16 protein-coding genes are annotated in these 20,588 nt (G+C 70.2%); 4 read left to right on the top strand and 12 right to left on the bottom strand.

Translation table 11 applies throughout. From position 1 onward, the window contains the following. Positions 1-5: 5 nt before the first annotated feature. On the top strand, positions 6-374 hold the full coding sequence (locus tag MQH10_RS02280) for a RidA family protein (RefSeq protein ID WP_242562454.1): 369 nt from the start codon (positions 6-8) through the stop codon (positions 372-374). 38 nt (positions 375-412) lie between these two features. Continuing rightward, a complete protein-coding gene (locus MQH10_RS02275; protein WP_242562453.1) occupies positions 413-1,306 on the top strand; it encodes a LysR family transcriptional regulator in 894 nt (297 codons plus the stop codon). Here MQH10_RS02275 and MQH10_RS02270 read toward each other — a convergent pair. The 5 genes from MQH10_RS02270 to MQH10_RS02250 form a co-directional block, all read right to left on the bottom strand. Next, positions 1,297-2,559 carry a dicarboxylate/amino acid:cation symporter gene (locus tag MQH10_RS02270; RefSeq protein ID WP_242562452.1) on the bottom strand — a complete coding sequence of 421 codons (1,263 nt, stop codon included), beginning with the start codon at positions 2,557-2,559 and terminating at the stop codon, positions 1,297-1,299. The genes MQH10_RS02275 and MQH10_RS02270 overlap by 10 nt on opposite strands. Positions 2,560-2,602: 43 nt before the next feature. Next, on the bottom strand, positions 2,603-3,658 hold the full coding sequence (locus MQH10_RS02265; RefSeq protein WP_242562451.1) for a PepSY-associated TM helix domain-containing protein: 1,056 nt from the start codon (positions 3,656-3,658) through the stop codon (positions 2,603-2,605). Positions 3,659-3,837: 179 nt separating this feature from the next. Beyond that, the gene (locus tag MQH10_RS02260) at positions 3,838-4,896 is read right to left on the bottom strand and encodes a YncE family protein (RefSeq protein ID WP_242562450.1); all 1,059 of its coding nucleotides are present in this window, start codon (positions 4,894-4,896) and stop codon (positions 3,838-3,840) included. Beyond that, positions 4,893-5,471, bottom strand: a complete 579-nt coding sequence (locus MQH10_RS02255) for an FMN-binding negative transcriptional regulator (protein WP_242562449.1) — start codon at positions 5,469-5,471, stop codon at positions 4,893-4,895. The genes MQH10_RS02260 and MQH10_RS02255 overlap by 4 nt, the downstream gene beginning before the upstream one ends. Continuing rightward, the gene (locus tag MQH10_RS02250) at positions 5,468-7,078 is read right to left on the bottom strand and encodes a serine hydrolase domain-containing protein (protein ID WP_242562448.1); all 1,611 of its coding nucleotides are present in this window, start codon (positions 7,076-7,078) and stop codon (positions 5,468-5,470) included. Before MQH10_RS02250 ends, MQH10_RS02255 begins: the two co-directional genes overlap by 4 nt. 272 nt (positions 7,079-7,350) lie before the next feature. On the opposite strand from MQH10_RS02250, the gene MQH10_RS02245 reads away from it, so the two are divergent. Next, a complete protein-coding gene (locus tag MQH10_RS02245) occupies positions 7,351-9,423 on the top strand; it encodes a TonB-dependent siderophore receptor (RefSeq protein ID WP_242562447.1) in 2,073 nt (690 codons plus the stop codon). Beyond that, on the top strand, positions 9,420-11,147 hold the full coding sequence (locus MQH10_RS02240; protein WP_242562446.1) for a serine hydrolase domain-containing protein: 1,728 nt from the start codon (positions 9,420-9,422) through the stop codon (positions 11,145-11,147). The genes MQH10_RS02245 and MQH10_RS02240 overlap by 4 nt, the downstream gene beginning before the upstream one ends. A gap of 9 nt (positions 11,148-11,156) precedes the next feature. On the opposite strand, the gene MQH10_RS02235 is transcribed toward MQH10_RS02240, so the two are convergent. The 7 genes from MQH10_RS02235 to MQH10_RS02205 form a co-directional block, all read right to left on the bottom strand. Continuing rightward, positions 11,157-11,813: an amidohydrolase family protein gene (locus MQH10_RS02235; RefSeq protein ID WP_242562445.1), complete on the bottom strand. Its 657-nt coding sequence runs from the start codon at positions 11,811-11,813 to the stop codon at positions 11,157-11,159. Then, positions 11,735-12,847 (bottom strand): N-acyl-D-amino-acid deacylase family protein, encoded by a 1,113-nt coding sequence (locus tag MQH10_RS02230; RefSeq protein ID WP_242562444.1) that lies wholly within the window; start codon positions 12,845-12,847, stop codon positions 11,735-11,737. Before MQH10_RS02230 ends, MQH10_RS02235 begins: the two co-directional genes overlap by 79 nt. A gap of 67 nt (positions 12,848-12,914) precedes the next feature. Further along, complete coding sequence (locus MQH10_RS02225; protein ID WP_242562443.1) at positions 12,915-14,120, bottom strand: MFS transporter; 1,206 nt, start codon at positions 14,118-14,120, stop codon at positions 12,915-12,917. Between the two features lie 25 nt (positions 14,121-14,145). Continuing rightward, a complete protein-coding gene (locus MQH10_RS02220) occupies positions 14,146-15,138 on the bottom strand; it encodes an ornithine cyclodeaminase family protein (RefSeq protein ID WP_242562442.1) in 993 nt (330 codons plus the stop codon). 10 nt (positions 15,139-15,148) lie between these two features. Continuing rightward, on the bottom strand, positions 15,149-17,716 hold the full coding sequence (locus tag MQH10_RS02215) for an amidase family protein (RefSeq protein WP_242562441.1): 2,568 nt from the start codon (positions 17,714-17,716) through the stop codon (positions 15,149-15,151). Beyond that, complete coding sequence (locus tag MQH10_RS02210; protein WP_242562440.1) at positions 17,713-19,479, bottom strand: N-acyl-D-amino-acid deacylase family protein; 1,767 nt, start codon at positions 19,477-19,479, stop codon at positions 17,713-17,715. The genes MQH10_RS02215 and MQH10_RS02210 overlap by 4 nt, the downstream gene beginning before the upstream one ends. A gap of 43 nt (positions 19,480-19,522) precedes the next feature. Then, the gene (locus tag MQH10_RS02205; RefSeq protein WP_242562439.1) at positions 19,523-20,512 is read right to left on the bottom strand and encodes a dipeptide epimerase; all 990 of its coding nucleotides are present in this window, start codon (positions 20,510-20,512) and stop codon (positions 19,523-19,525) included. Between the last annotated feature and the right edge of the window lie 76 nt (positions 20,513-20,588).

Raw genomic sequence — 20,588 nt, 5'->3', positions numbered from 1 at the left:
TCTCCATGCCCACCGCCCCATCCGCCCCGCCGCTCAGCCGCTTCCGCCGGGCGGGCGATCTGATCTTCGTCTCCGGTCAGCTGCCGCGCGACGCCGCCGGGGCGCTGATCGGGGGCGATAGCGTCGCCCAGTCGCGCCAGGCCCTCGCCAACCTGGTCGCGGTCCTTGCGGAGGCCGGCGCCCGGCCCGCCGATGTGGTCAAGGTCACCGCCTGGCTCACCGAGCCCGGTCATGCGGCGGGCTTCAATCTGGCCTACCAGGAGATATTTCAGGCCCCCTATCCAGCGCGGTCCGTGGTGATCAGCGGTTTGGTGGCCGACGCCGCCGTTGAGGTCGAGGCGGTCGCCTTTGCGCCCTTGGCGAGCCAGCCTTAGCTCGTCATCCGCCGACCGACGGAGCCGCCGCCTTGCCGATGAGCCTGCGGCATATCGAGGTGTTTCACGCGGTCTATACGGCCGGATCGGTCATTGGGGCGGCCCAGAGCCTCCACGTCTCCCAGCCGTCGGTCAGCAAGGTGCTGCGGCATGCCGAGAGCCGCCTGGGCTACGCCCTGTTCCGGCGGGTGAAGGGCCGCCTTGCGCCGACCGACGAGGCCCACGCCCTGTTCCGCGAGGTGGACGAGCTCTATGGCCGCATCGGCTCGCTGCAGATCACGGCCCGGAACCTGAAGCGCGGCGGGGAAGGCCATATCCGGCTCGCGGTGGTTCCGTCGCTGGGGCTGGGGATCGCGCCGCAGGCCATCGCGCGGTTCCGCCGGAGATACCCCCAGGTCAGTTTCGACGTTCGGACCGTCCATCACTCGGAGATCCTCAAGGTCCTCTATGAGCGGGAAAGCGATATCGTCGTGGCCTTCGAGGCGCCGCCCCATCCGAGGCTGACCCTGGTCGACATGGCTATTGGTCGGGTGGGCCTGCTCTATCGGGAGGCCGATTTGCCCGAGGCGCCCGAGGCGCTCGATCTCGCCGTCCTTGAGGGGCGGGACGTGATCGGCATTGTCGGGAGCGGCCCGGTCGGGGCGCTCGTCTCCGCCGAGATGGAAACCCACGGCCTCGGGCTCGCCGAGGTGATCTCGGTGCACACCTACTATGTCGCCGCGGCGCTGGTGCGGCATGGCGCGGGCATGGCGGTGGTCGATGAGTATACGGCCCGCTCGGCGATCGATGATCAGATCCGATTTCGGCCGCTGGCGCCGGCCGTCCGCTTCAGGGTCCAATGCGTCCATCTGGACGACCGAGCGCCGTCCGGGGCGACCGCGGCGTTCGTCGAGACCCTTGTCCAGGTCTTCGCCGAGCAGGGTCAGGCCTGACCGGTCTCGCTGATCCCGGCGACGTCCTCCGGACCCGGCGCGCCGCGCTCCCATTTGGCCACAACGGACGCGGCGATGGCGTTGCCCATGGTGTTGGTCGCCGTGCGGCCCATGTCCAGGAAGTGATCGACGGCCAGAATAAGGGCCACGCCGGCCTCGGGCAGATGCACGAGGGGCAGGGTGGCGGCCACGACCACCAGGGAGCCGCGGGGCACGCTGGCTATGCCCTTACCGGTGATGAACAGGAGCAGCAGGAGCTGGACGATCTCGGCGGGCGAAAGCCGCACCCCATAGGCCTGGGCGATGAACATGGACGCGAAGACCGCGTAGCACATGGCCCCGTCGAGATTGAACGAATAGCCGAGGGGCAGGACGAAGCTGGCGATACGGTTCGGCACGCCCTGACCCTCCAGCCGCGCCAGCAGGCTCGGAAAGGCGGCTTCGGAACTGGTGGTCGAGAAGGCGATGAGCATGGGTTCGCGAATGGCCTTCAGCAGCCGCCATTGCGACCTCGCCCCCAGGACCACGGCGCCTGCGCCCAGCAAGAGCGACCACAGCAGGGCCAGGGCGACATAGTAGCCGCCGACATAGGCCGCATAGGTCCCGACAATGGCGATCCCGTGCACGGTGAGGCTTTGGGCCAGGGCCGCGAAGACCGCGACGGGGGCGAGCGCCATCACATAGCGGGTCATCCGCAGCATCAGGGCGCTGACCGCCTCGGCGATGCGCAGCAGCTCCGCGCCGGCCTGGCCCAGATGGGCCAGCGCCACCCCGGCGACGAGGGCGAAGACCACGATCTGCAACACCGCGTTATTGGCCATGGCGTCGATGATCGAGCTCGGCGCCATGTGGATGATGAGATTGGCGACGCTCATGGGCGGCGCCTTCAAGCCGGCCGCCCCGGCGGCGGCGGCCAGATCCAGCCCGGCGCCTGGCTTGAGCGTCTGGACCACCGCCAGGCCGACGCCCATGGAGGCCACGGAGGCGAGGATGAACCAAAGCATCGCCTTGGCGGCGATCCGTCCGATGGCGGCGCCATCGCCCATCTTGGCCACCCCGACCAGCAGGGTCGACAACACCAGAGGGGCGATCAGCATCTTGATGCCGCGCATGAACAGGGTCGTGACGACCGCAAAGCCGCCGGCGATCGCCTCGCGGCCCTCGGGGGCGCCGACGGCGTGATGACAGGCCAGGCCCACCGCCACGCCTAGCACCATGCCGAGGAGCACCCAGTTGGTCAGTCCTGGCCTCATGCGCGCCGCCCCTTTTGATACGCCCCGTGCGTCGGGGGAGACCTCATCCACGACGCGTCAGGCGCCGCCGTCCCCACCATAGACTTAATCCCAGAGCCGCCATCCCCAGCACCCAGGCGCCGAACGCCGCCGACAGAAGACGCCCGACCGGCCCGAGGGCCTCGGCCGTGTGGATCGGATAAAAGGCGTCGAACAGGGCGCGCGGCTGCGGCGCGCGGAGGCCGTCATAATTGGCGAGGACCTTTCCGGTGCGGGCGTCCACGAACAGCTCGGTGGCGCCATAGAAATGTTGCAGCTCCCCGGCCTGTCTGAGGCGCATGCGGTACCAGGCGCGGTCCGGGTTCGGCAGGTTGATCACGGATATGCGGGCCCCGGGATAGATCGCCTGTGCGGTCCTGATCGCCTGGGGCAGCGTCTCCACAGGCGCCTCGCGGGCCGGCGGCGTCTGAGGCCGGGGGCGGCCGGCTCCCAACTGGTCCGACAAGGGGTCTCCCAGGGCCATGGCGACGCCGGCGAGGGCGAGGATCAGAGCGGGGGCGGCGAACCAGAGGCCCAGGGCCCGGTGGCGCGCGAAGGTCCGCGCCGGGCCGCCGCCGCCGGCCTTGGGGAGGAGGGCGCGCCTCAGCCCGCCCAGGCCTGGCCAGGCCATGGTCAGGCCCAGGACGATATTGCTGACCAGCAGAATTCCGCTCAACCCGATCAGGGCGGTTCCCGCGTCGCCGAGCCAGAGGGACTCGTGCAGGCTCTTCAGCGCGTCGAGCCGCGCGGCGGCGCGCAGACCGGGTTCCAGGGCCAGGACCTCGCCGCGGCCGGTCAGGCGGGCGATGCGTCGATCCTCGGCGTCGAAGGCGTCGAACCGGCCCCCGGACCGGTCGGCCACCGTCAAGGAGTCCACGGGATGGGGAAGCGTCTTCGACAGGCCGACTATGGCCTGGTCCAGGGCCACAGGGTCCAGCCTGGCCGTGGCGCCGGGGGTGAGGGCGTTATCGATCTCTACACGGAACACCAGGACGAGGCCGGTGAGCGCCTGCAAGACCCAAAGCGCCGCGACGATCAGGCTGACCAGCCGGTGAGCCCGCAAGAGAGGGCGCGCCGTCACGACCTGGGATCCTGCGCCCGCGCGGCGTCACGGCCTGCGGGCCCGCCTCCCGCCATGGCGTCCTCCGCCCCAGAACCCGCGCCGATCATGCTCGCCTCGTCCACCGCCAGAGGATTGAGCCTAGACCTTTGGAGGCATGAGGCCCGCGGCCTGACGGGCCAAGTTGCTCGCGGGTCGGGTCAGGGTGCGGCGTCCGGGGGCGCGAGGACCAGGACCTGGAACGTGCCTGGCCGGGGAACGGGGTCGTCGCCTTCCCGCGCCGGCGGGTCGAAGTCGGCGCTCGGCAGGTAGACCCGTCCGGTGCCGGGGTCGAGGGCGGCGGTCGCGGACCCCACCCGGGTCGGCACGGCGGCGACGCGGGCCAGGCCCTGTGGGCCGCCCGGCCGAAGCACTTCAAGCACGCCGGCCTCGCCGGACGGAATCAGCACGAGCCCGCGGGCCGCGTCGTACAGGGCGCCGTCGGCGTCGCCGCCGATCGTGACCCGGCCCAGCTCGCGACCGTCGCGCGCCGACAGGGCGATCGCCAGACCGTTGCGACAGACCGACACCAGGGAGTCGTTCCGCGAGACATAGGTCAGGCCCGAGGCGCTTCGGCATCCGGTCAGCGGGTATCGGGCCGTGACCTTGCGCGATCGGGTGTCGATCACCAGGACCGCATGGACCTCGCCCGAGCCGGTGTTGACGAAGAGCCGTCCGTGTCCGTCCGCGACGGGGGACTCCGGGTGCGGGCCGACCTGGGCGATCCGGTCCGTCGCGCGGCCGGTCCGCGCGTCCAGCACGGTCATGTCGCCGCCCAGATAGTCGGCGACCCAGGCGGAGCCGGTGGCCGGATCATAGGCCGCCGCGTCCGGGTGATCGCCGGTCGCGGCCCGCGCCAGGACCGCGCCGGTCGCGCCGTCGAAGAGCACCGCTTCATCGGCGCCGCCCAGGGTGCTGAGCACGCGGCCGCCGGGCAGGACCAGGCTGGCGTGGACAGTGTCCCCCGCCAGGAGGCGGTCGACAGAGCGCCTTGGCGCCAGGTCGATGGCGCTGACCCTGTCGTCGCGGCCGATGAACAGGCGGCCCCTCGCCGCGTCGAGACTGATGTAGTCGAAACTCCCGTCGCCGGCGGGGATGCGGTCCACGAGGCGGTAGTCGCCGGCCGAAGGCGCGGCGCCCGCCAGGCTCACGCCCGCGGCCGAGGCCCAGAGCCCCGCGGCGAGGAGCGTTGCGCGGGCGGCGGCGCGAAGCCGGCTCATGGGCGCCGTCCGGGATTGTGGTCGACCATCCAGGTGTGGATGGGGTGGCCCTCCAAGGCCGTCAGGCTTTGGCGGAAGACGTCGTCGCGATCGCTCTGGCCCAGTTTCATGCGGGCGTCCGTGGTCGTGGGGTGGGCCTCGAAGGCGATCACAGCCTGCGCCAGGCTTTGGAAGCGCGGCCCCATCGCCGCTTCCGACCAGGGCTGGAGGCCGGACGCCTCGTACCGACGGATCTGATCCCGCAGCACGGCCTCTGTCTCCGCGGCGTCCGTCAGCAGGCGCACGGTGGCGTCGATCTTCAAGGCGGCATAGTTCCAGGTCGGCGCCTGGGTGAGGTCCTCCAGCCAGGACGGCGAGACATAGGCGTTGGGGCCAAGCGCCAGGATCGTCGCCTCGGGCTGGCGCGCCAGGATCTCCACATGGGGATGGCGGCGCGGCAGGTGCCCCCGCAGGACGTATCCCGACGGCGTGCTCTCGGCGACGACGGGGGTCAGGGTCGCCTGCGGGGCGGCCCCGGGCGACACGAGCCAGACCAGGGGATAGTCGGCCAGCAGGTTCAGCGGACCGAGGCTCATTGGGCCCCCGCCGCGGAACGGTCGAAGCGAATGCCGCGCAGCCCGAAGACCTGGAGCGTCACCTGGTCGGCCGGTCCCTCGGCGGGGACGTCCACAGCGCCGCGACCATAGATGAATTCTCCGGGCCGCCCGGGCGACAGCGGAACGGAGCGGCCGGCGATCTGGCTCACCAGGACGCCGTCGCGCAGTTCGATCTTGAGATGAGCCTGGGCCTCATTGCTCCAATAGGTCCCGACGAAGCGGGACAGATCCCCCGGCGCCCAGTCGGGAACGTGGTCGAAACGGTCGAGCTCGCCCCCATAGGCCATGTTCAGGCTGTCCGCCTTGAAGCCGATATAGATCTGGAATCCGGGGAAGGCCGCGAGCTCGTCCGCGCGATAGACGCCGGGCGCCGCCTCCTGGAGCTTGCGTGTCTCGCCCCGGTAGCTGAGTACCCCGCCGGGCAGGATCCGGAGGTATTCGCCATAGCGCCGGTCGCGATAGAAGCCGGTGGGCGCCTGGGCGACCGCCACATTGTCCGGCGCGCGCAGCTCCTGGATCTCGGTGGTCAGCGCCTTCGGCGTCCGGGCCGCGGCGCCGAGATAGACGTCCGAGACGGCGTCGATCCTGGGCGTGGTCGCCGCGTCCGCGCGATTGCAAAGCACCACGGCGGCGAAACGCTGCGCCGGATAGACCGCCATCTTGTGCCGGAACCCATCCACGGAACCGCCGTGCTCCAGTCGGGCCAGGCCGCGATAGTCGGCCGCGGTGAGGCCGGCGGCGTAGTCGCTCGGCTCGCCGTTCGACAGGGCCGGGACGGTCGCCATTTCCGCCATCAGGTCTTTGCCGCCCGCCCGGCCGGTCCAGAAGTTCTCCATCCAGAGGGCGAAGTCGTGGGCGGTGGTCCTGACCCCGCCCGCGCCGATCCACAGCGGGGTGGTGAAGGCGATGGGGTCGAACCCGGTCTTGGTCTTGCGATAGCTGATGGCGGCCCGATCCCGCGCGGACGCGGGCGGCTCGCCGATCGCCGTCGAGGTCATGCCGAGCGGTTCGAACACGGCTTCCGACAGGATCGATTGCAGGGAACGGCCGCTCGCCCGCTGGATCGCAATGGCCAGCAGCCGGTAACCGGAGTTGCTGTACATCTGCTCCGACCCGGGCGGCGTCTCGCCGCCCTGCTGGCGGGCCAGGAGGGCGATCATCTCGTCGTCCGTGAGATTCAGTCCATGGCCGCCCTGCCGCTCCGAGATGAGGGCGATGGACATCGCGTCCCTCAATCCGCTGGTGTGGTGGATCAGGTCGCCGATCGTGACCTTCTGGGCGTAGGGGCCCAACTCCGGCACATATTTGCGGACCGAATCCTTGCGGGAGATCTGGCCCTTCTTCTCGAGCCACAGGGCGGCGAAGGCGGTGAACTGCTTCGACAGCGAGGCCGCGTCGAAGACGGTGTCCGCGTCAATCGGCTTGCCCTGCTTGAGGTCCGCCAGGCCGTAGCCGCCGGAGAAATCGATCCGCCCGTGGCGCACCGTGGCGACGGCGCAGCCGGGCTCGCGCGCGCCGATATCGGAGAAGACCGCCTTCATCCCGTCGCGGGGCGCAGCCAGGGCCGGCCCTGCCGCCAGGCTCAATACAAGCGCCGATGTCGCCAGTCGTCGTCCCACCCCATGCCCTTTCCGATCTGTTGCGCCCGTCCTTCTTAAAGCGTCCCGCCGCAAGGCGTGGTCGAGATCGGGCCAGAATGGTTAGCCGGTGGGCGCCTGCTTTGGCCCGGTCACCAAGAATCTTGACCCGCGACAGGTCGGTGACGTTTCAAGCCTTGGCGTAATGTCCTCCGCGTCGGGATGAATGCCGGGCGTCCCCGGGGACCGACAAGGGGGTGATGACCATGCGACAAACTTCGATGCGACAAATCCTTTTGGCGGGCGCCGCCTTGGCGCCGGCGATCCTCGGCTGGACCGCGGCCCAAGCTCAGACCCAGGAGGCGGTGAAGCTTGAGGAGGTCGTGGTCACGGGCAACAGGACCCCGACCCCCATCACCGAGGTGCCGCAGACGGTCTCGGTCGTCACCCGCGCCGAGATGGACCTGCGCGGGGTGCAGGACCTGAACCAGGCGCTCAGCTACAGCGCCGGCATCCGGTTCCGTGACTATCCCGGGCAGCAAGGCATGCAGGAGTTCTTCATGCGGGGCTTCCGCGTGAACAACACCGCCGGCAGCGTCTTCCGCGACGGCCTCCGCGCCCAGTTCAACGGGCTCGACGGCGATATCGAGACCTTCGGCGTCGAGCGGGTCGAGCTGCTCAAGGGTCCGGCCTCGGTGCTCTACGGCCAGGCCGCCCCGGGCGGTCTCGTCAACGTCTTCACGAAGCGTCCGACCTCGGACTTCACCGGCGAGCTCCAGGCCCAGCTCGGGTCGTTCGATCGTCGCCAGGTGGCGGCCGATGTCGGAGGGCCGATCGACGGCGACGGCAAGTATCTCTATCGCCTGACGGGCCTCTACCGGGATTCCGGCACCCAGTTCGACCACGTCGATGACGACCGCGAATACCTGGCCCCGGCCTTCACCTGGCGGCCGACCGACTCCACGGATCTGACCCTCCTGGCGCAGTATCAGATCTCGCGCGGCAGCGGCTCGGACCAGAGCTTCCCCACCTCCGGCACGATCTACGCCAACCCGAACGGCCAGATCTCCTCGAGCCGGTTCCTGGGCGACCCGGCCGCCAATCGCTATCGGGTCGAGACCCACAACATCGGCTACGAGCTCAAGCAGGACCTGAGCCATGGGCTGACCTTCGGCCAGACCCTGCGCTACACCGAATCCGACCTCAGCTATCTGGGGGTGAACGTCGCCTCGAGCGCCGCCCTGGTGGCCAACCGCTCGGTGAACCGACTGGCGCTGGATCGGAAGGCCAAGTCGCAAAGCTGGCTGACCGACGCGCACATGGCCTGGAAGACCGAAATCGGCGACGCCGAAACCACCCTGCTGGCGGGCGTGGACTATAGCTGGTGGCGCCGCGGCAATGTTCAGCGCAACGGCTCGATCGGGACGCTCGACGTCTTCGCCCCCGTCTATGGCCAGAAGATCACCTGGGCGGCGACCCTGGCCAGCAACCTCTATCAGGGGCTGGAACAGACCGGGGTCTATATGCAGGACCAGCTGAAGTGGCGGGGGCTCTCGGTGACCGGGGGGCTGCGGCAGGACTGGGTCGAGACCCAGACCCTCAACCGGCTGAACAATGCGAGCGCGCCGCTCAAGGTGGCCAAGGTGACCGGCCGCCTCGGGGCGATCTATGAGTTCGACAACGGCCTGGCGCCCTATGCCAGCTATTCGACCTCGTTCCAGCCCCTGGCCGGATCGACCTTCGCGGGCACGCCGTTCAAGCCGACCCAGGGCCGCCAATATGAGGCGGGGGTCAAGTATGCGCCCAAACCTGGCGTCCTGGTCAGCATGTCGGTCTATGACATCGTCCAGCAGAACATCAACACGCCCGACCCGGCCCATGCGGGCTTCTTCGTCCAGCAGGGCGAGGTCGAATCGAAGGGGCTGGAGCTCCAGGGCGACGCCACGGTCCTGGGGACCAATGTGAACCTGGCCTATGCCTATACCGACGCCAAGGTGACCAAGGCGAACCCCAACGCGGCGGGCGTGACCCAGCTCGGCCTGAAGCAGCTCGCCGTGCCGGCCAACACCGTGTCCCTGTTCCTGAACCGGGAATTCCCGGTTGGGCCTGGAACGCTCAATGTCGGCGGCGGCGCGCGAAACGTGGCGGGCAGCTTCAACTCGGACAACTCGGTCAAGACCTCGGGCTATACGTTGGTTGACGGCCTTCTTGAGTATAAGATCGCGAAATGGGACGTAGCGCTGAACGTCAACAACCTGTTCGACAAGAAGTACTTCACGCCCGGCTTCTACGCCCAGAGCGTCTTCTTCGGCTATCGGCGCAATGTGATGGCCACCCTGCGGTACCGGTGGTGACGCGCGCGAACTCCGGGCGGGGCCGGGTCTGGTTGGGGGTCGCCCTATGGGCGGCCCTCGGCGCGGCCCAGGCCGCGGCCGCGGAAGATCCGACGGCCAAGGCGGTGGACGCCATACTGGCGACCTATGATCGCAAGGACGCGCCGGCCGTTTCCGTCAGCGTCTATCGCGACGGGGCCATGATCTATTCCCGCGCCCTGGGCATGGCGAACCTCGAATACGGCCAGCCGGCGACGGCCCAGACCGTGTTCGACGTGGCCAGCGTGTCGAAGGAGTTCACGGCCTATGCGATCGCCTTGCTGGAACGTGACGGCAAGGTGGATGCGGGGGCGGACATCCACCGCTACCTGCCGGAACTGCCGGACTATGGCCACCCGCTCACCGTGGCCGACCTGATCCACCACACCGGCGGACTGCGCGACACCAACATCCTGCTGGACCTGGCCCAGCGCGACAGCTCGGCGCGACTGACCCAGGCCCAGATGGTGCGCCTCATCGCGCGCCAGACCAGCCTGCGCTATGTTCCCGGCGCGGAGTTCTCCTACAGCAACACCGACTATATCCTGCTCGCCGAGATCGTGCGCCGCGTCAGCGGCCAGTCCCTGCGCGCCTTCACCGAGGCGCGGATCTTCCGCCCCCTCGGGATGACCCACACCTATTTCCGCGATGACGTCACGGCGGTCGTTCCCGGCGCGGCCAGTCCCTATGCGCCGACGATCGGCGCGGGGTGGCGCAGGTGGATCTACAATGTCGAGTATCTGGGCTCGACCGGGCTCGAGACCACCTCGGAAGATCTGCTGAAATGGATCGGCTATCTGGACCGTCCGCCGCAGGGCGATGAGAGCCTGGTGGCCAAGATCACCGCGCCGGCGAAGCTGAGCACCGGCGCGCCGGTCAATTACGGCTATGGCCTTTGGCGACAACGCTATGCGGGGCGCGACGCGATCAGCCACACGGGCGCGATCGCCGGATATCGGGCCCTGATCGTGTGGCTGCCGAAGGAGCATTTCGGTCTGGCCGTGACCAGCAACATGCCGATTGATGTCGGCACCCCGGCCGAGCGGATCATCGACGCCTATCTGGGCAAGCCGCCGGCCGACCCGGCCGATGCGGCGGCCAAGCACAAGGAAGACGCCGCCCCGATCACGCCTGACGCCGAGGTCCTGAAAGGCCTGGCGGGTCGCTATGTGCCGGAGGGGATCTGGTCGGTCGATCTCGTGGCCGCCGATGGCAAGCTCTATTGGGCCTCGTCCACCCAGCCGAAGACGCCGGTCACCCTGCGGGAGCGCGACTTGTTCACGCGCGGACAGGGCGACGGGATGCGCTGGTTCCGGTTCGTGCGCGACCCCAAGGGCGCGGTGATCGGCTTCGAGGCCCTGACCGATGTTGGGGGGCAATCCCTCGGCGGGCTGTTTCGGCGGGCCCCGGTCTATGCCGCGCCCCCGCAGGCGCTCACGGAACTGGAAGGTGACTACTATTCGCGCGAGGTGGATGCGACCTACACCTTCACGGTCAAGGACGGCCGGCTCGTCGCGCGGTCCCTGTGGTCGAACAACGAGGCCCACCTCTATCCGGTGATGCGTGACCGCTTCGACACCGACGTGATCGGGCTGGGCGTGTTGCAGGTCGAGCGCGACAGGGCCCACCGGGTGATCGGCCTCCGCATCGTGGGCGGCGGCCTTTCCGGGATGAGACTGGTCCGGACCGCGGGGGCGGGGCGCTAGGGGCCGGCCTCAGGGCGCGGCCTTGCGGGCGGTGTTCTTCACCACGCGGCCGGGCGTCGCGCCCGTGTGCTGGCCGTCCGCCAGGACCTGCACCCCGTTCACGAAGACGTCGCGCACCCCCACCGCATATTGGCGCGGACTTTCATAGGTGGCCGTGTCGGCCACGGTGCGGGGATCGAACACCACGACATCGGCGAAATAGCCGACCTTGAGCAGGCCCCGGTCCGTCAGGCCGAGATTGGCCGCCGGCAGCCCGCTCATCCGGCGCACCGCCTCGGCCAGGGGCAGGACCTTTTCGTCGCGGACATAATGACCCAGGACCCTGGCGAAGGTTCCGAATTCGCGGGGATGGGCCGCCGGTCCCGTCGGGCCGTCCACGGTCACGGATCCGCCGTCCGAGCCGAAGCTGACCCAGGGCAGGGTGAGCGCGCGGCGCACGCCGGCCTCCGGGATCATGAAATAGGCGACCTGGAGCCGGCTGGCGTCCTGCAGGACGAGGTCGATGATGGTGTCTTCCGGCGACGTGCCCCGCTCGCGCGCGATCTGGCCCAGGGTCTTGCCGACAATCGGCTTCAGGGCGTCGGTCTTCACGGCCAGGATGAGGATGTTGTCGGGCGATCCGACCGCAGCCAGCCGGCTGCTGGTCCCGGCGGGCGGGTGGCGCATCTCCTCAACGACCCGCGCCCGGATCGCCGGATCACGCAACCGGTCGAACCAGGCCTGCTGACCGCCGGCTTGAACCCAGAGCGGCATGGCGACGTCCAGTCCCGTGGCCGAGGCCGTATAGGGATACATGTCCGCGCCCACCCGGACGCCGGCCTTGCGGGCCGCTCGAGGGCGGCGATCGCCTGATTGAGCTTGGGAAGACCTGAGAGGCCGGCGACCTTGAAGTGATAGATCTCGCCCTTGACCTTGGCGTCCCGGGCGATGGCGATCAGCTCGTCCACGGAGTCCGTCAGGTGCTCGCCCTCGTCGCGCAGGTGCGAGATGTAGAGGCCGTTCCAGGGCGCCGAGGCCGCCGCCAGGGCCGTCAGCTCGGCCTTGTCCGCGAAGGCGGCCGGGGCATAGCCCAGGGCGGAGCTCACCCCGAACGCGCCGTCGGCCATCGCCTGGCGGACCAGATCCTGCATCTTGGCGAGCTCGTCGGGCGTCGCCTTCCGATTGTCCGCGCCGACGACATAGAGCCGGGCGTTGGTGGCTCCGACGAAGGCCGCGACGTTGGGCGAAACCCCCCGGCGCTGCAGCAGGTCCAGGTATTCGGCCTCGGTGGACCAGTCCGCGTCACGAACCCCCAGCCTCGCCAGGCGCCCCTTGAACAGCATCTTCATGGCCGGGTTCAGCGGCCCGGCCGTCAGGCCCTCGCCGATCATCTCCAGCGTCACGCCCTGGCGGATGTCGGACTGGCTGCGGCCATCGACCAGCAGATCGTCGCCCGCCTGGCTGAGCATGTTGATGAACCCCGGCGCCACCGCGAGCCCCGTCGCGTCGATGCGGGTCGTCGCCGTCCGACCGCGCAGGCGGCCGATGGCGGTGATGCGGTCGCCGCGAATGCCGATGTCCGCCGCCCGCCCGGGGCGCCCAGCGCCGTCATAGACCCTGCCGCCGAGGATCAGGACATCGAAGTCCGCGGCGTGGGCGGGCAGGGCGGTCGCGAGCGCGGTGGTCGCGATCAGGGCGATAAGCCGGCGAGAATACCTCATGCGTCTCCATGCCACCGTCGGGCCGGTTCTCGCCTCGCGATAACGGCCAATCGTGATCGTGATCGGGTCAGGGCGTCGCGCCCCGTTCCTGGGGCGCGGGAACGCCGCCCAATCTGTCGTGCGCGCGCCGCCGCCACCTCAGGACAAGCGGCAGGAGCAGAGCGCAGGCCGCCAGGGACAGGCCCGCGTCGGCCAGGAACATGCCGGTCAGGCCGCCCGCCCCATAGGCGTGGCCATCGACCGCCTGCATGTAGATGATCGGCGCGCAGGTCATGGCCTGCAGCAGGCCGAACTGGGTTGCGGCCAGCGGGTTACCCTCGCCGATGGTGCGGAAGACGATGGTGCTTTCCACTGCGAAGGCGGCCGACTGGAAGACATTCTGACCTACGACCGCGAGGGCGAAGACCGCCGGCGTGGCCGGCAGCACGATCAGGGCCAGGGTGAACAGGGCCCCCATGCCGCCGATGGCGAGATAGAGCGACAGGGGCTGGGCCTTGCGCAACAGGATCGGGGTCAGGCTGGCGCCGGCGATCCCGGCGACGGTCACGCCGATCCCGGCCACGATCGCCACGAAGGACTCCGACGCCCGGAAGGCATGGCCCAGGCCGCCCAGGGTGTTGGTCAGGGCGAACGAGGCGGCGGGCAGCAGGAACAGCAGGGCCGTGCGAAGCACCAGCGGCTGGCGGACCAGGACCGCCAGGTCGCGGAACAGGGCGCCGAAACTTTCCTGCGCCGTCCGCCGCTCGCGACTCGCCGGCGGCATGGCGAGGATCAGCAGCAGCGGCAGGGCGATAATCGCGCCGACCGCCAGGGCGCCGACCTGGGGCGGGAGGCTGCGCAGCAGGCTGATGAAGGCGATGGCGCCCAGTCCGAAGCCGGCGATGTTGCCGATGGTGAAGCTTGAGGCGAGGCGACCTTCATCGCCCGGATCCACCAGATTGCTCAGCCAGCCGCCCAGGGCGTTGTAGAAGAGATTGGCCGAGAGAAAGCCGGCGATCATCAGGGGCGCCAGCCGGACGGGCGCCGCGATCTGGGTGATGGCCAGGACGGCGAGGGCGGCGGTGAGCAGGCCGAAGATCACCGCATAGGTGCGGCGGCTCAGGCCGACATCCAGGATCGGCGCGACCAGGAAGCCGCAGAAGGTGGGAATCATCGCCGCGGCGGTGATCGAGGCGATCAGGGGCTCCGGCACGCCGCGCGCCGCCAGCAGCTGCGGAATGGTCACCAGGGTGAGCCCGCCCCACAGACCGAAGGGCAGATTGGCCAGCCCCATGAGCGGCGCGGGTATCCCTGCGGGTCTAGGTCCCATCGGGGATCGCTCCGGTGTCGAGATTGACGATGAGGCCCCGCCCGGACGCCCGCGCGCGATCGACGGCAAGGGCGGCGACGGCGATATCCTGCATGGCGACGCCGGAGCTGTCGAACGCGGTGATGTCCTCTGGCCCGCCCCGACCAGGGGCCGCGCCGACGATGACGTCGCCGATGGCGCGAATGGCGTCGGGGGCCAGGCGGCCGGCGAGGACCGCGTGCTGGAACTCCCCGATCACGGCGGACTGCTCCGGGAGGTCGGCGAAGGCGCTGACGCTGGCGGCCAGTTCGATCTCCAGCTCCTGCTTGCCCCGCCCGTCCGCGCCCATGGCGGAGATGTGGGCGCCGGGCTGGATCCAGGCGCGACGAACCAGGGGCTCCCGCGAGGCGGTCGCCGTGACCACGATATCGGCGCTGCGCACCGCCTCCTCCAGCGAGGTCGCGCGCACATCCAGACCCTCGGCCGCGGCGTCCCGGGCGAGGCGTTCGGCCTTTGACGGGTCGCGACTCCAGACCCGGACCTGATCGATGGTCCGCACGCGGCGGATCGCGGCCAGGTCGTAGGCGGCCTGATGGCCGGCGCCGACAAGGGCCACCGCATGAGCGTCCGGCCGCGCGAGCCACCGCACGGCGACCGCGTCGGCGGCGGCGGTCCGCAGGGCGTTGAGATAGCCCGCGGACACGATCGCCGCGGGCCGGCCGGTCTCATCATCCAACAGGACGGTGGTGGAGGCGTGCGCGGCCAGGCCCCGCTCGGGATTTTTCCCCCAGTATGATCCGATCTTGATCCCCGGGCGGCGCGCGGCGCGATCCACACCGGCCTTGGCTCCGAAGCGGTTGGCGGGGTCCGAACCGTGCCCCACCAGGGGTGGGAACATGATCGCCTCGCCACGCGACAGCGCCGCGAATCCGGCCTCGACCACCGCAATGGCGTCACCGAGGGTGACCAGGTCGCGGGCGTCCGCCTCCGAGATCAGCAGCATGGCGCGGCCCCTACCACTGGCCGAACCGGGGCCAGATCGCGCTGACATCCCGACCGTCCAGCACCAGGTATCGGCCGTGCTGGGCCGCCGTCGCGCAGGCGTGGTTCGGGAAGACCCGCAGCCGCGCGCCCACGGGAAAGCGTGCGGGATCCAAGGCCTCGCCCGATCGCCGCGCCACCACCCCATGTTCCTGGTTGGTCGCCGAGACGATCAGGTCGTCGATCGGGCGGCCATCTGCGTCCGCGACCAGGCCATAGCCCTGGTCGACCGGCTGGCTCGCCGTGCCGCGGTCGCGGGACAGGGCCATCCAGCCCGCGTCGATGATGAGCCGCCCGCGATCGAGCTGATGGCCGATCACCGTGGTCAGCACCGACAGAGCGATGTCGTCGATGGCGCAGACGCCGATCCCCGCCATCACCAGGTCCTGGAACATGAACACGCCGGCCCGGACCTCGGTGACCCCGCTCAGGTCGCGGGTGAACAGCACGGTCGGCGTTGAGCCGATGCTGACGGTGGGACAGGGCAGGCCGAGGGCGCGCAGGGTCTCGGCCGCCGCCACGGCGCCGGATCGTTCCTGCTCGGCGAAGGCGATCAGCTCCGCCTCGGATCGCGCGCCATAGGAGCCGCCGGCATGGGTGAGGACGCCCGCCAGCACGCCGGCCCGATCCAGGATGCGGCCGATGCGGCCCACCGCCGCGTCATCTGGCCGGACGCCGCCCCGATGGCCGTCCGTGTCGAGCTCGATCAGGGTCGGGATCGCGACCCCGGCCTCGCCGACGAACCTCGCCACGGCCTCGGCCATGTCCTCGCTGTCTAGAATGACGCTGACGCGGGCGCCCTGGCGGTTGAGCTGGGCCGCCCGGGGCAGCTTGTCGGGCGAGACGCCGACCGCATAGGTGATGTCGGAAAAGCCCTGGCCGGCGAACACCTCGGCTTCCCGGAGGGTGGAGACCGTGATCGGTCCCTGGTCAGGGCTGGCCAGGGCGGCGACCGCCAGAGACTTCGAGGTCTTCAGGTGAGGCCTCAGGGTCACTTGCGGCCAATGGGCCAGGTGAGCCCGCATCCGGGCCAGGTTTCGGGTCAAGCGATCGCGGTCGAGGACCAGGGCGGGCGTCGGCGCCGATTGGGTGTTGAGGCCGGGCAGGTCGAGGGCGGCCATCGGATCAATCGACATCAAGAACCTTTCCCGGGCCGACGGAATGCGGCGGCCATCTGTCGGCCCAGGGCTGAGCCTCTTCCAGCTGATAGGCCAGCTGCAGCAGCATCTCATCCCGGCCCCGGGCGGCGGCGAACATGCAGCCGATCGGCGCGCCGTCGCTGGACCAGTGGAGCGGAACCGACATCGCGGCGCCCCGATGAGATTGTGCAGCTGAGTATAGGCCACATAGCCGAACATGGCGGGCTTGAGATCCTCGAAGGGGCGCAAGGGCCCCAGCACGCCCAAGGCGGGGGGCGGATCGGTGACGACCGGCGAGAGCACGACGTCGAAGCGATGGGTGAATTCGGCGAACCGGACCCCCTCCCAGGCGGCGGCCTCCAGCGCGGCCTCCAGATCCCGCGGCTCCAACCGCCTGGCCCAGTCGGCCAGGTCCAGGGTCCAGGGCTCCAGAAGATGTTCGCCGCCGCGGGCGCGGTCGACGACCTCGGCGGTCAGATAGCCCCAAAGCACCTCGAACGCCCGGGCGATTCCCGGACCGTCGATGGGGACGGGAACCACCTCCACCCGGTGGCCCAGGGTCTCGCAGAGCCTTGCCGCCTGCTGCACCGCCTGAGCGACCTCCGGATGAGGCGGAGCGCCAAGCAGGTTGGTGAGGCTGAGGGCGATCCGGAGGCGGCCGGGGTCGCGACGGCCGGCGGGAAGGCCGTCCCCGTCGCGGGTGACGACGGTCGCCCAGTGGGCGTCCCGAACGCTGCGGGTGAGCAGGGTGTCCGAGACCAGCAGATCCTCGACCACATGGTGTCCCCGGGCGCGGACATGGGCGTGGCGGCTCGGCTTCAGGCCGAAGACCCCGCAGCAGGCGGCGGGGATGCGGATCGATCCGCCGCCGTCCGAGGCGTGGGCCACCGGGACCATGCCCGCCGCGACCGCCGCCGCCGCGCCGCCGCTGGAGCCGCCCGCAGACCGGTCGAGGTTCCAGGGGTTGCGGGTCGGTCCATAGAGGACCGGCTCGGTGGTCGGGAGAAGGGCGAACTCGGGCGCGGCGCTCTTGCCGACGGCGACCAGGCCGGCGGCGTCCAGGCGCTGGGAGAATGGGAACGCGGTCCGGGCCGGCGGCGCGTCGGCGTGAAGCCGGCTGCCGAAACGGGTGGGCATGCCCGGATAGTCCAACCCTTCCTTCACCAGATAGGGAACCCCGGCCATCGCCGGGCCCCCCGGTGTCCGCCCATACGCCTTGGCCGCGGCGCGGGCCTGGTCGAAGGCGCGGTGGCTGACGGCGTTGATCTGGCCGTCCAAAGCCTTGATCCGAGTGATCGCGGCGGCGGCCAGGTCGACGGGCCTCAGAACGCCGGACCGGACCAGGGCCGCCTGGTCATGGGCGTCCAGCCGCCCGAGCTCAAAGGCGTCGGCGCGGGTCATGGATGGGGGCGCTTGAGCGGCTGACCGGCGAGGGCGCCGGTCGCCTGGCCGGCGGACACCTCGGCCACCCCGTTCACGAAGACATAGTCCACGCCGGTCGAGAACTGATGGGGGTTGGTGAAGTCGGCGCGGTCGCGGATCTCGCGGTCATTGAAGACGACAATATCGGCCGCCGCCCCGACCCGCAGGACGCCGCGGTCCTGGAGCCCGAGGATCTGGGCGGGCAGGGAGGTCGAGCTGCGCACCGCCTGGGCCAGGCTCAGGGCGTGGCGGTCATTCACATAGCGCGCGAACTTGCGTGGAAAGGTGCCGTAATAGCGGGCGTGGGTGGCGGGACCGTCCACCGGCAGCTTGACGCCGCCGTCCGACGAGGTGGCGGTCCACTCCTGGCGCATGAAGGCGTCGATGTCGTTCTCGTCGAGGGAGAAGGAGCGCAGGCGCGCCCCGCCAGGCGCGTCCGTGCCCTCCAGCTGCAGGGCGACCGCCATGTCCTCGGCGGAGATGCCGCGCTTGCGGGCGAGGTCGGCCAGGGACTGGCCGATCAGGCTCCGATCCGGCGCGTCGAACACGGTGATATGCTCCGCCCCGCCCCTGAACCGTATGGCGAAGGCGATGTCGCGATAGAGCGCGGCCTTGGCGGCGGGATCGGCCAGGGTGGTCCTCAGGGCCGCCTTGCGGTCGACAGGCTTCCGCTTGGGCCGCATCTGGGAGAAATAGTCCGCGATTGGATCAACGCTGTCGAGATCGTCGGGCGCGCCCATCGCCCAGCCTGGGATCAGCACGATCTTACCGTCGCTGCCGCTGGTATCGTAGGTGTACTGGTCGGCATAGACCTGCACGCCCCGCGCCCGCGCGGCGTCGATCATGGCGATGATCTCGCGGCTGCGGCCCCAGCCATAGACGCCGCGCGCCTTGATATGGGTGATGACGCCGACCGAGTGGGATCGCTCGGCGATGGCGATGTTCTCCGCCACGGCGTCCAGCACGGTGGTGGGGGATCCGGGGTCGCGGCTGGGAATGTACCACATGGGCGCCTCGGCGTCGGAGCGCATGTGCGAGCTGTGAACGCCGTGGAAGGGCGCGACCTCCTGCATCAGGGCGACCAACTCGTCGGTGTCGGCCCACCGGCCGGGCATGTATTCGAGGCCGGTGCTGAGTCCGAAGGCGCCGGCCTCCATGTCCTTGCGGACCAGGGCGCGCATGGCGGTGATCTCGGTCGCGGTCGCCTTGCGCCTATAGTCGTCGCCCAGGACCGCCAGCCGGATGGTGTTGTGCGGGGACAGCACGGCCGCGTTTGGCCCGATGCCCGCCGCAGCCAGCTCCGCCTGCTGCGCGGCCACCGTCAGCCCCGGGTCGCCCATGCCGTCGGGATTGACCACGACCGTGGTCACGCCCTGGGTGACGATGTTGCGCGCCTCGCGCCGCTGTCGGTCCGGCGATCTCAGGCCGATCAGCCGACCGGCGAGACCGTCGGCGTGGCTGTGCATGTCGATGAAGCCGGGCGCCACGATCTCCTGGCGCGCGTCGATCCGGGTCTTGGCATTGGCCGCATGCAGGTCGCCGATCGAGGCGATGCGCCCCTCGCGCACGCCGATGTCGGCCTGGAACCAGGGATTGCCGGTTCCGTCCATCACGCGGCCGTTCTCGATGATCAGGTCATAGGCCGGCGCGGCCGCCGCGGCGCGAGGCTTCGCGGCGGCGGGGGAACCTAAGGCCAGGATCGCGGCGAGCGCGGTGCAGCAGGTGCGGAGAAGCGGAGGCATGGACAGGTCTTCAAGTGGGGTTTGAGCGGACGGGGCGAAGTGGCTAGCCCCAGAGGGCCGAGGGCGGCGGCTGGACCTGGTCGCCCTGGTAGGGGATTGGCGGATCCCGGTCGCCGCGCAGCATCAGCGGCGCGTCGAGGTCGACGAAGCGACAGTGCTGGGCCACGATCACGCCCGGCGCGATCCCGAGCGAGGTCGCCATCATGCAGCCCACCATGACGTCGAGACCCAGCGCCTTGGCGCCGTCGATCATCCGCATCGCCTCGGTCAGGCCGCCGCACTTGTCGAGCTTGATGTTGATGACGTCGTAGAGCCGGGCGACCCGGTCGAGATCGGCGGTCGTGAAGCAGGACTCGTCGGCCCCGATCGGCACGAGATGCTCGATCTCGGCCAGGGCGTCGTCCTCGCCGGCGCGCAGGGGCTGTTCGATCATCTCGACCCCGCAGGCGCGCAGGGTCGGCAGGGCGTCGACGAGCTGGTCGATGGTCCAGGCCTCATTGACGTCTGCGATCAGCCGCACGCCTGGCGCCGCGGCCCGGATGGCTTCGATCCGCGCACGATCCTTGGCGGCGTCGCCCAGCTTGATCTTCAGCAGCGAGTGACGCCCGGCGGCCAGACGGGCGCTCTCGCCCATGGCGTCGGGCTCATCGATGCCGAGGGTGAAGGCGGTGACCACCGGCCGCAGGGGCGGCTGTCCCAGCAGCTCGGCCACCGTGCGGCCGGCCGCCTTGGCCCGCAGATCCCAGACCGCGCAGTCCACGGCGTTGCGGGCCGCGCCGGCCGGCAGTCGATCATGCAGGGTCGCCCAGTCCTCACCGCGCGCGAGACCCGCCAGCATGTCCTGGACCTTCTCCAGTTCGCCGTCCGGGGTCATGCCGAAATAGGGCACGGGACAGGCCTCGCCCCGCCCGGTCGCGAGGCCGTCGGACAGCTCGACCACCAGCAACTGGGCGTCGGTCAGAACCCCGCGCGAGATCACGAAAGGCTTGGCGTAGCTCCACGTCTCAAGATGGGCGCGACCGGTCGTCGGCATGCCGTTCTCCCCTGGTCCGATGCGACGTCCGGCTTAGACCAAGGCCGGGGCGCCGGCTTTCGGCGCCGGGCCAGCG

Origin of the sequence: Phenylobacterium aquaticum (assembly GCF_022695515.1) — a bacterium.
Classification (GTDB): Bacteria; Pseudomonadota; Alphaproteobacteria; order Caulobacterales; family Caulobacteraceae; genus Phenylobacterium; species Phenylobacterium aquaticum.
Note: the sequence above shows the minus strand (reverse complement) of the source record. Positions and strands in the feature narration are given on the sequence as shown.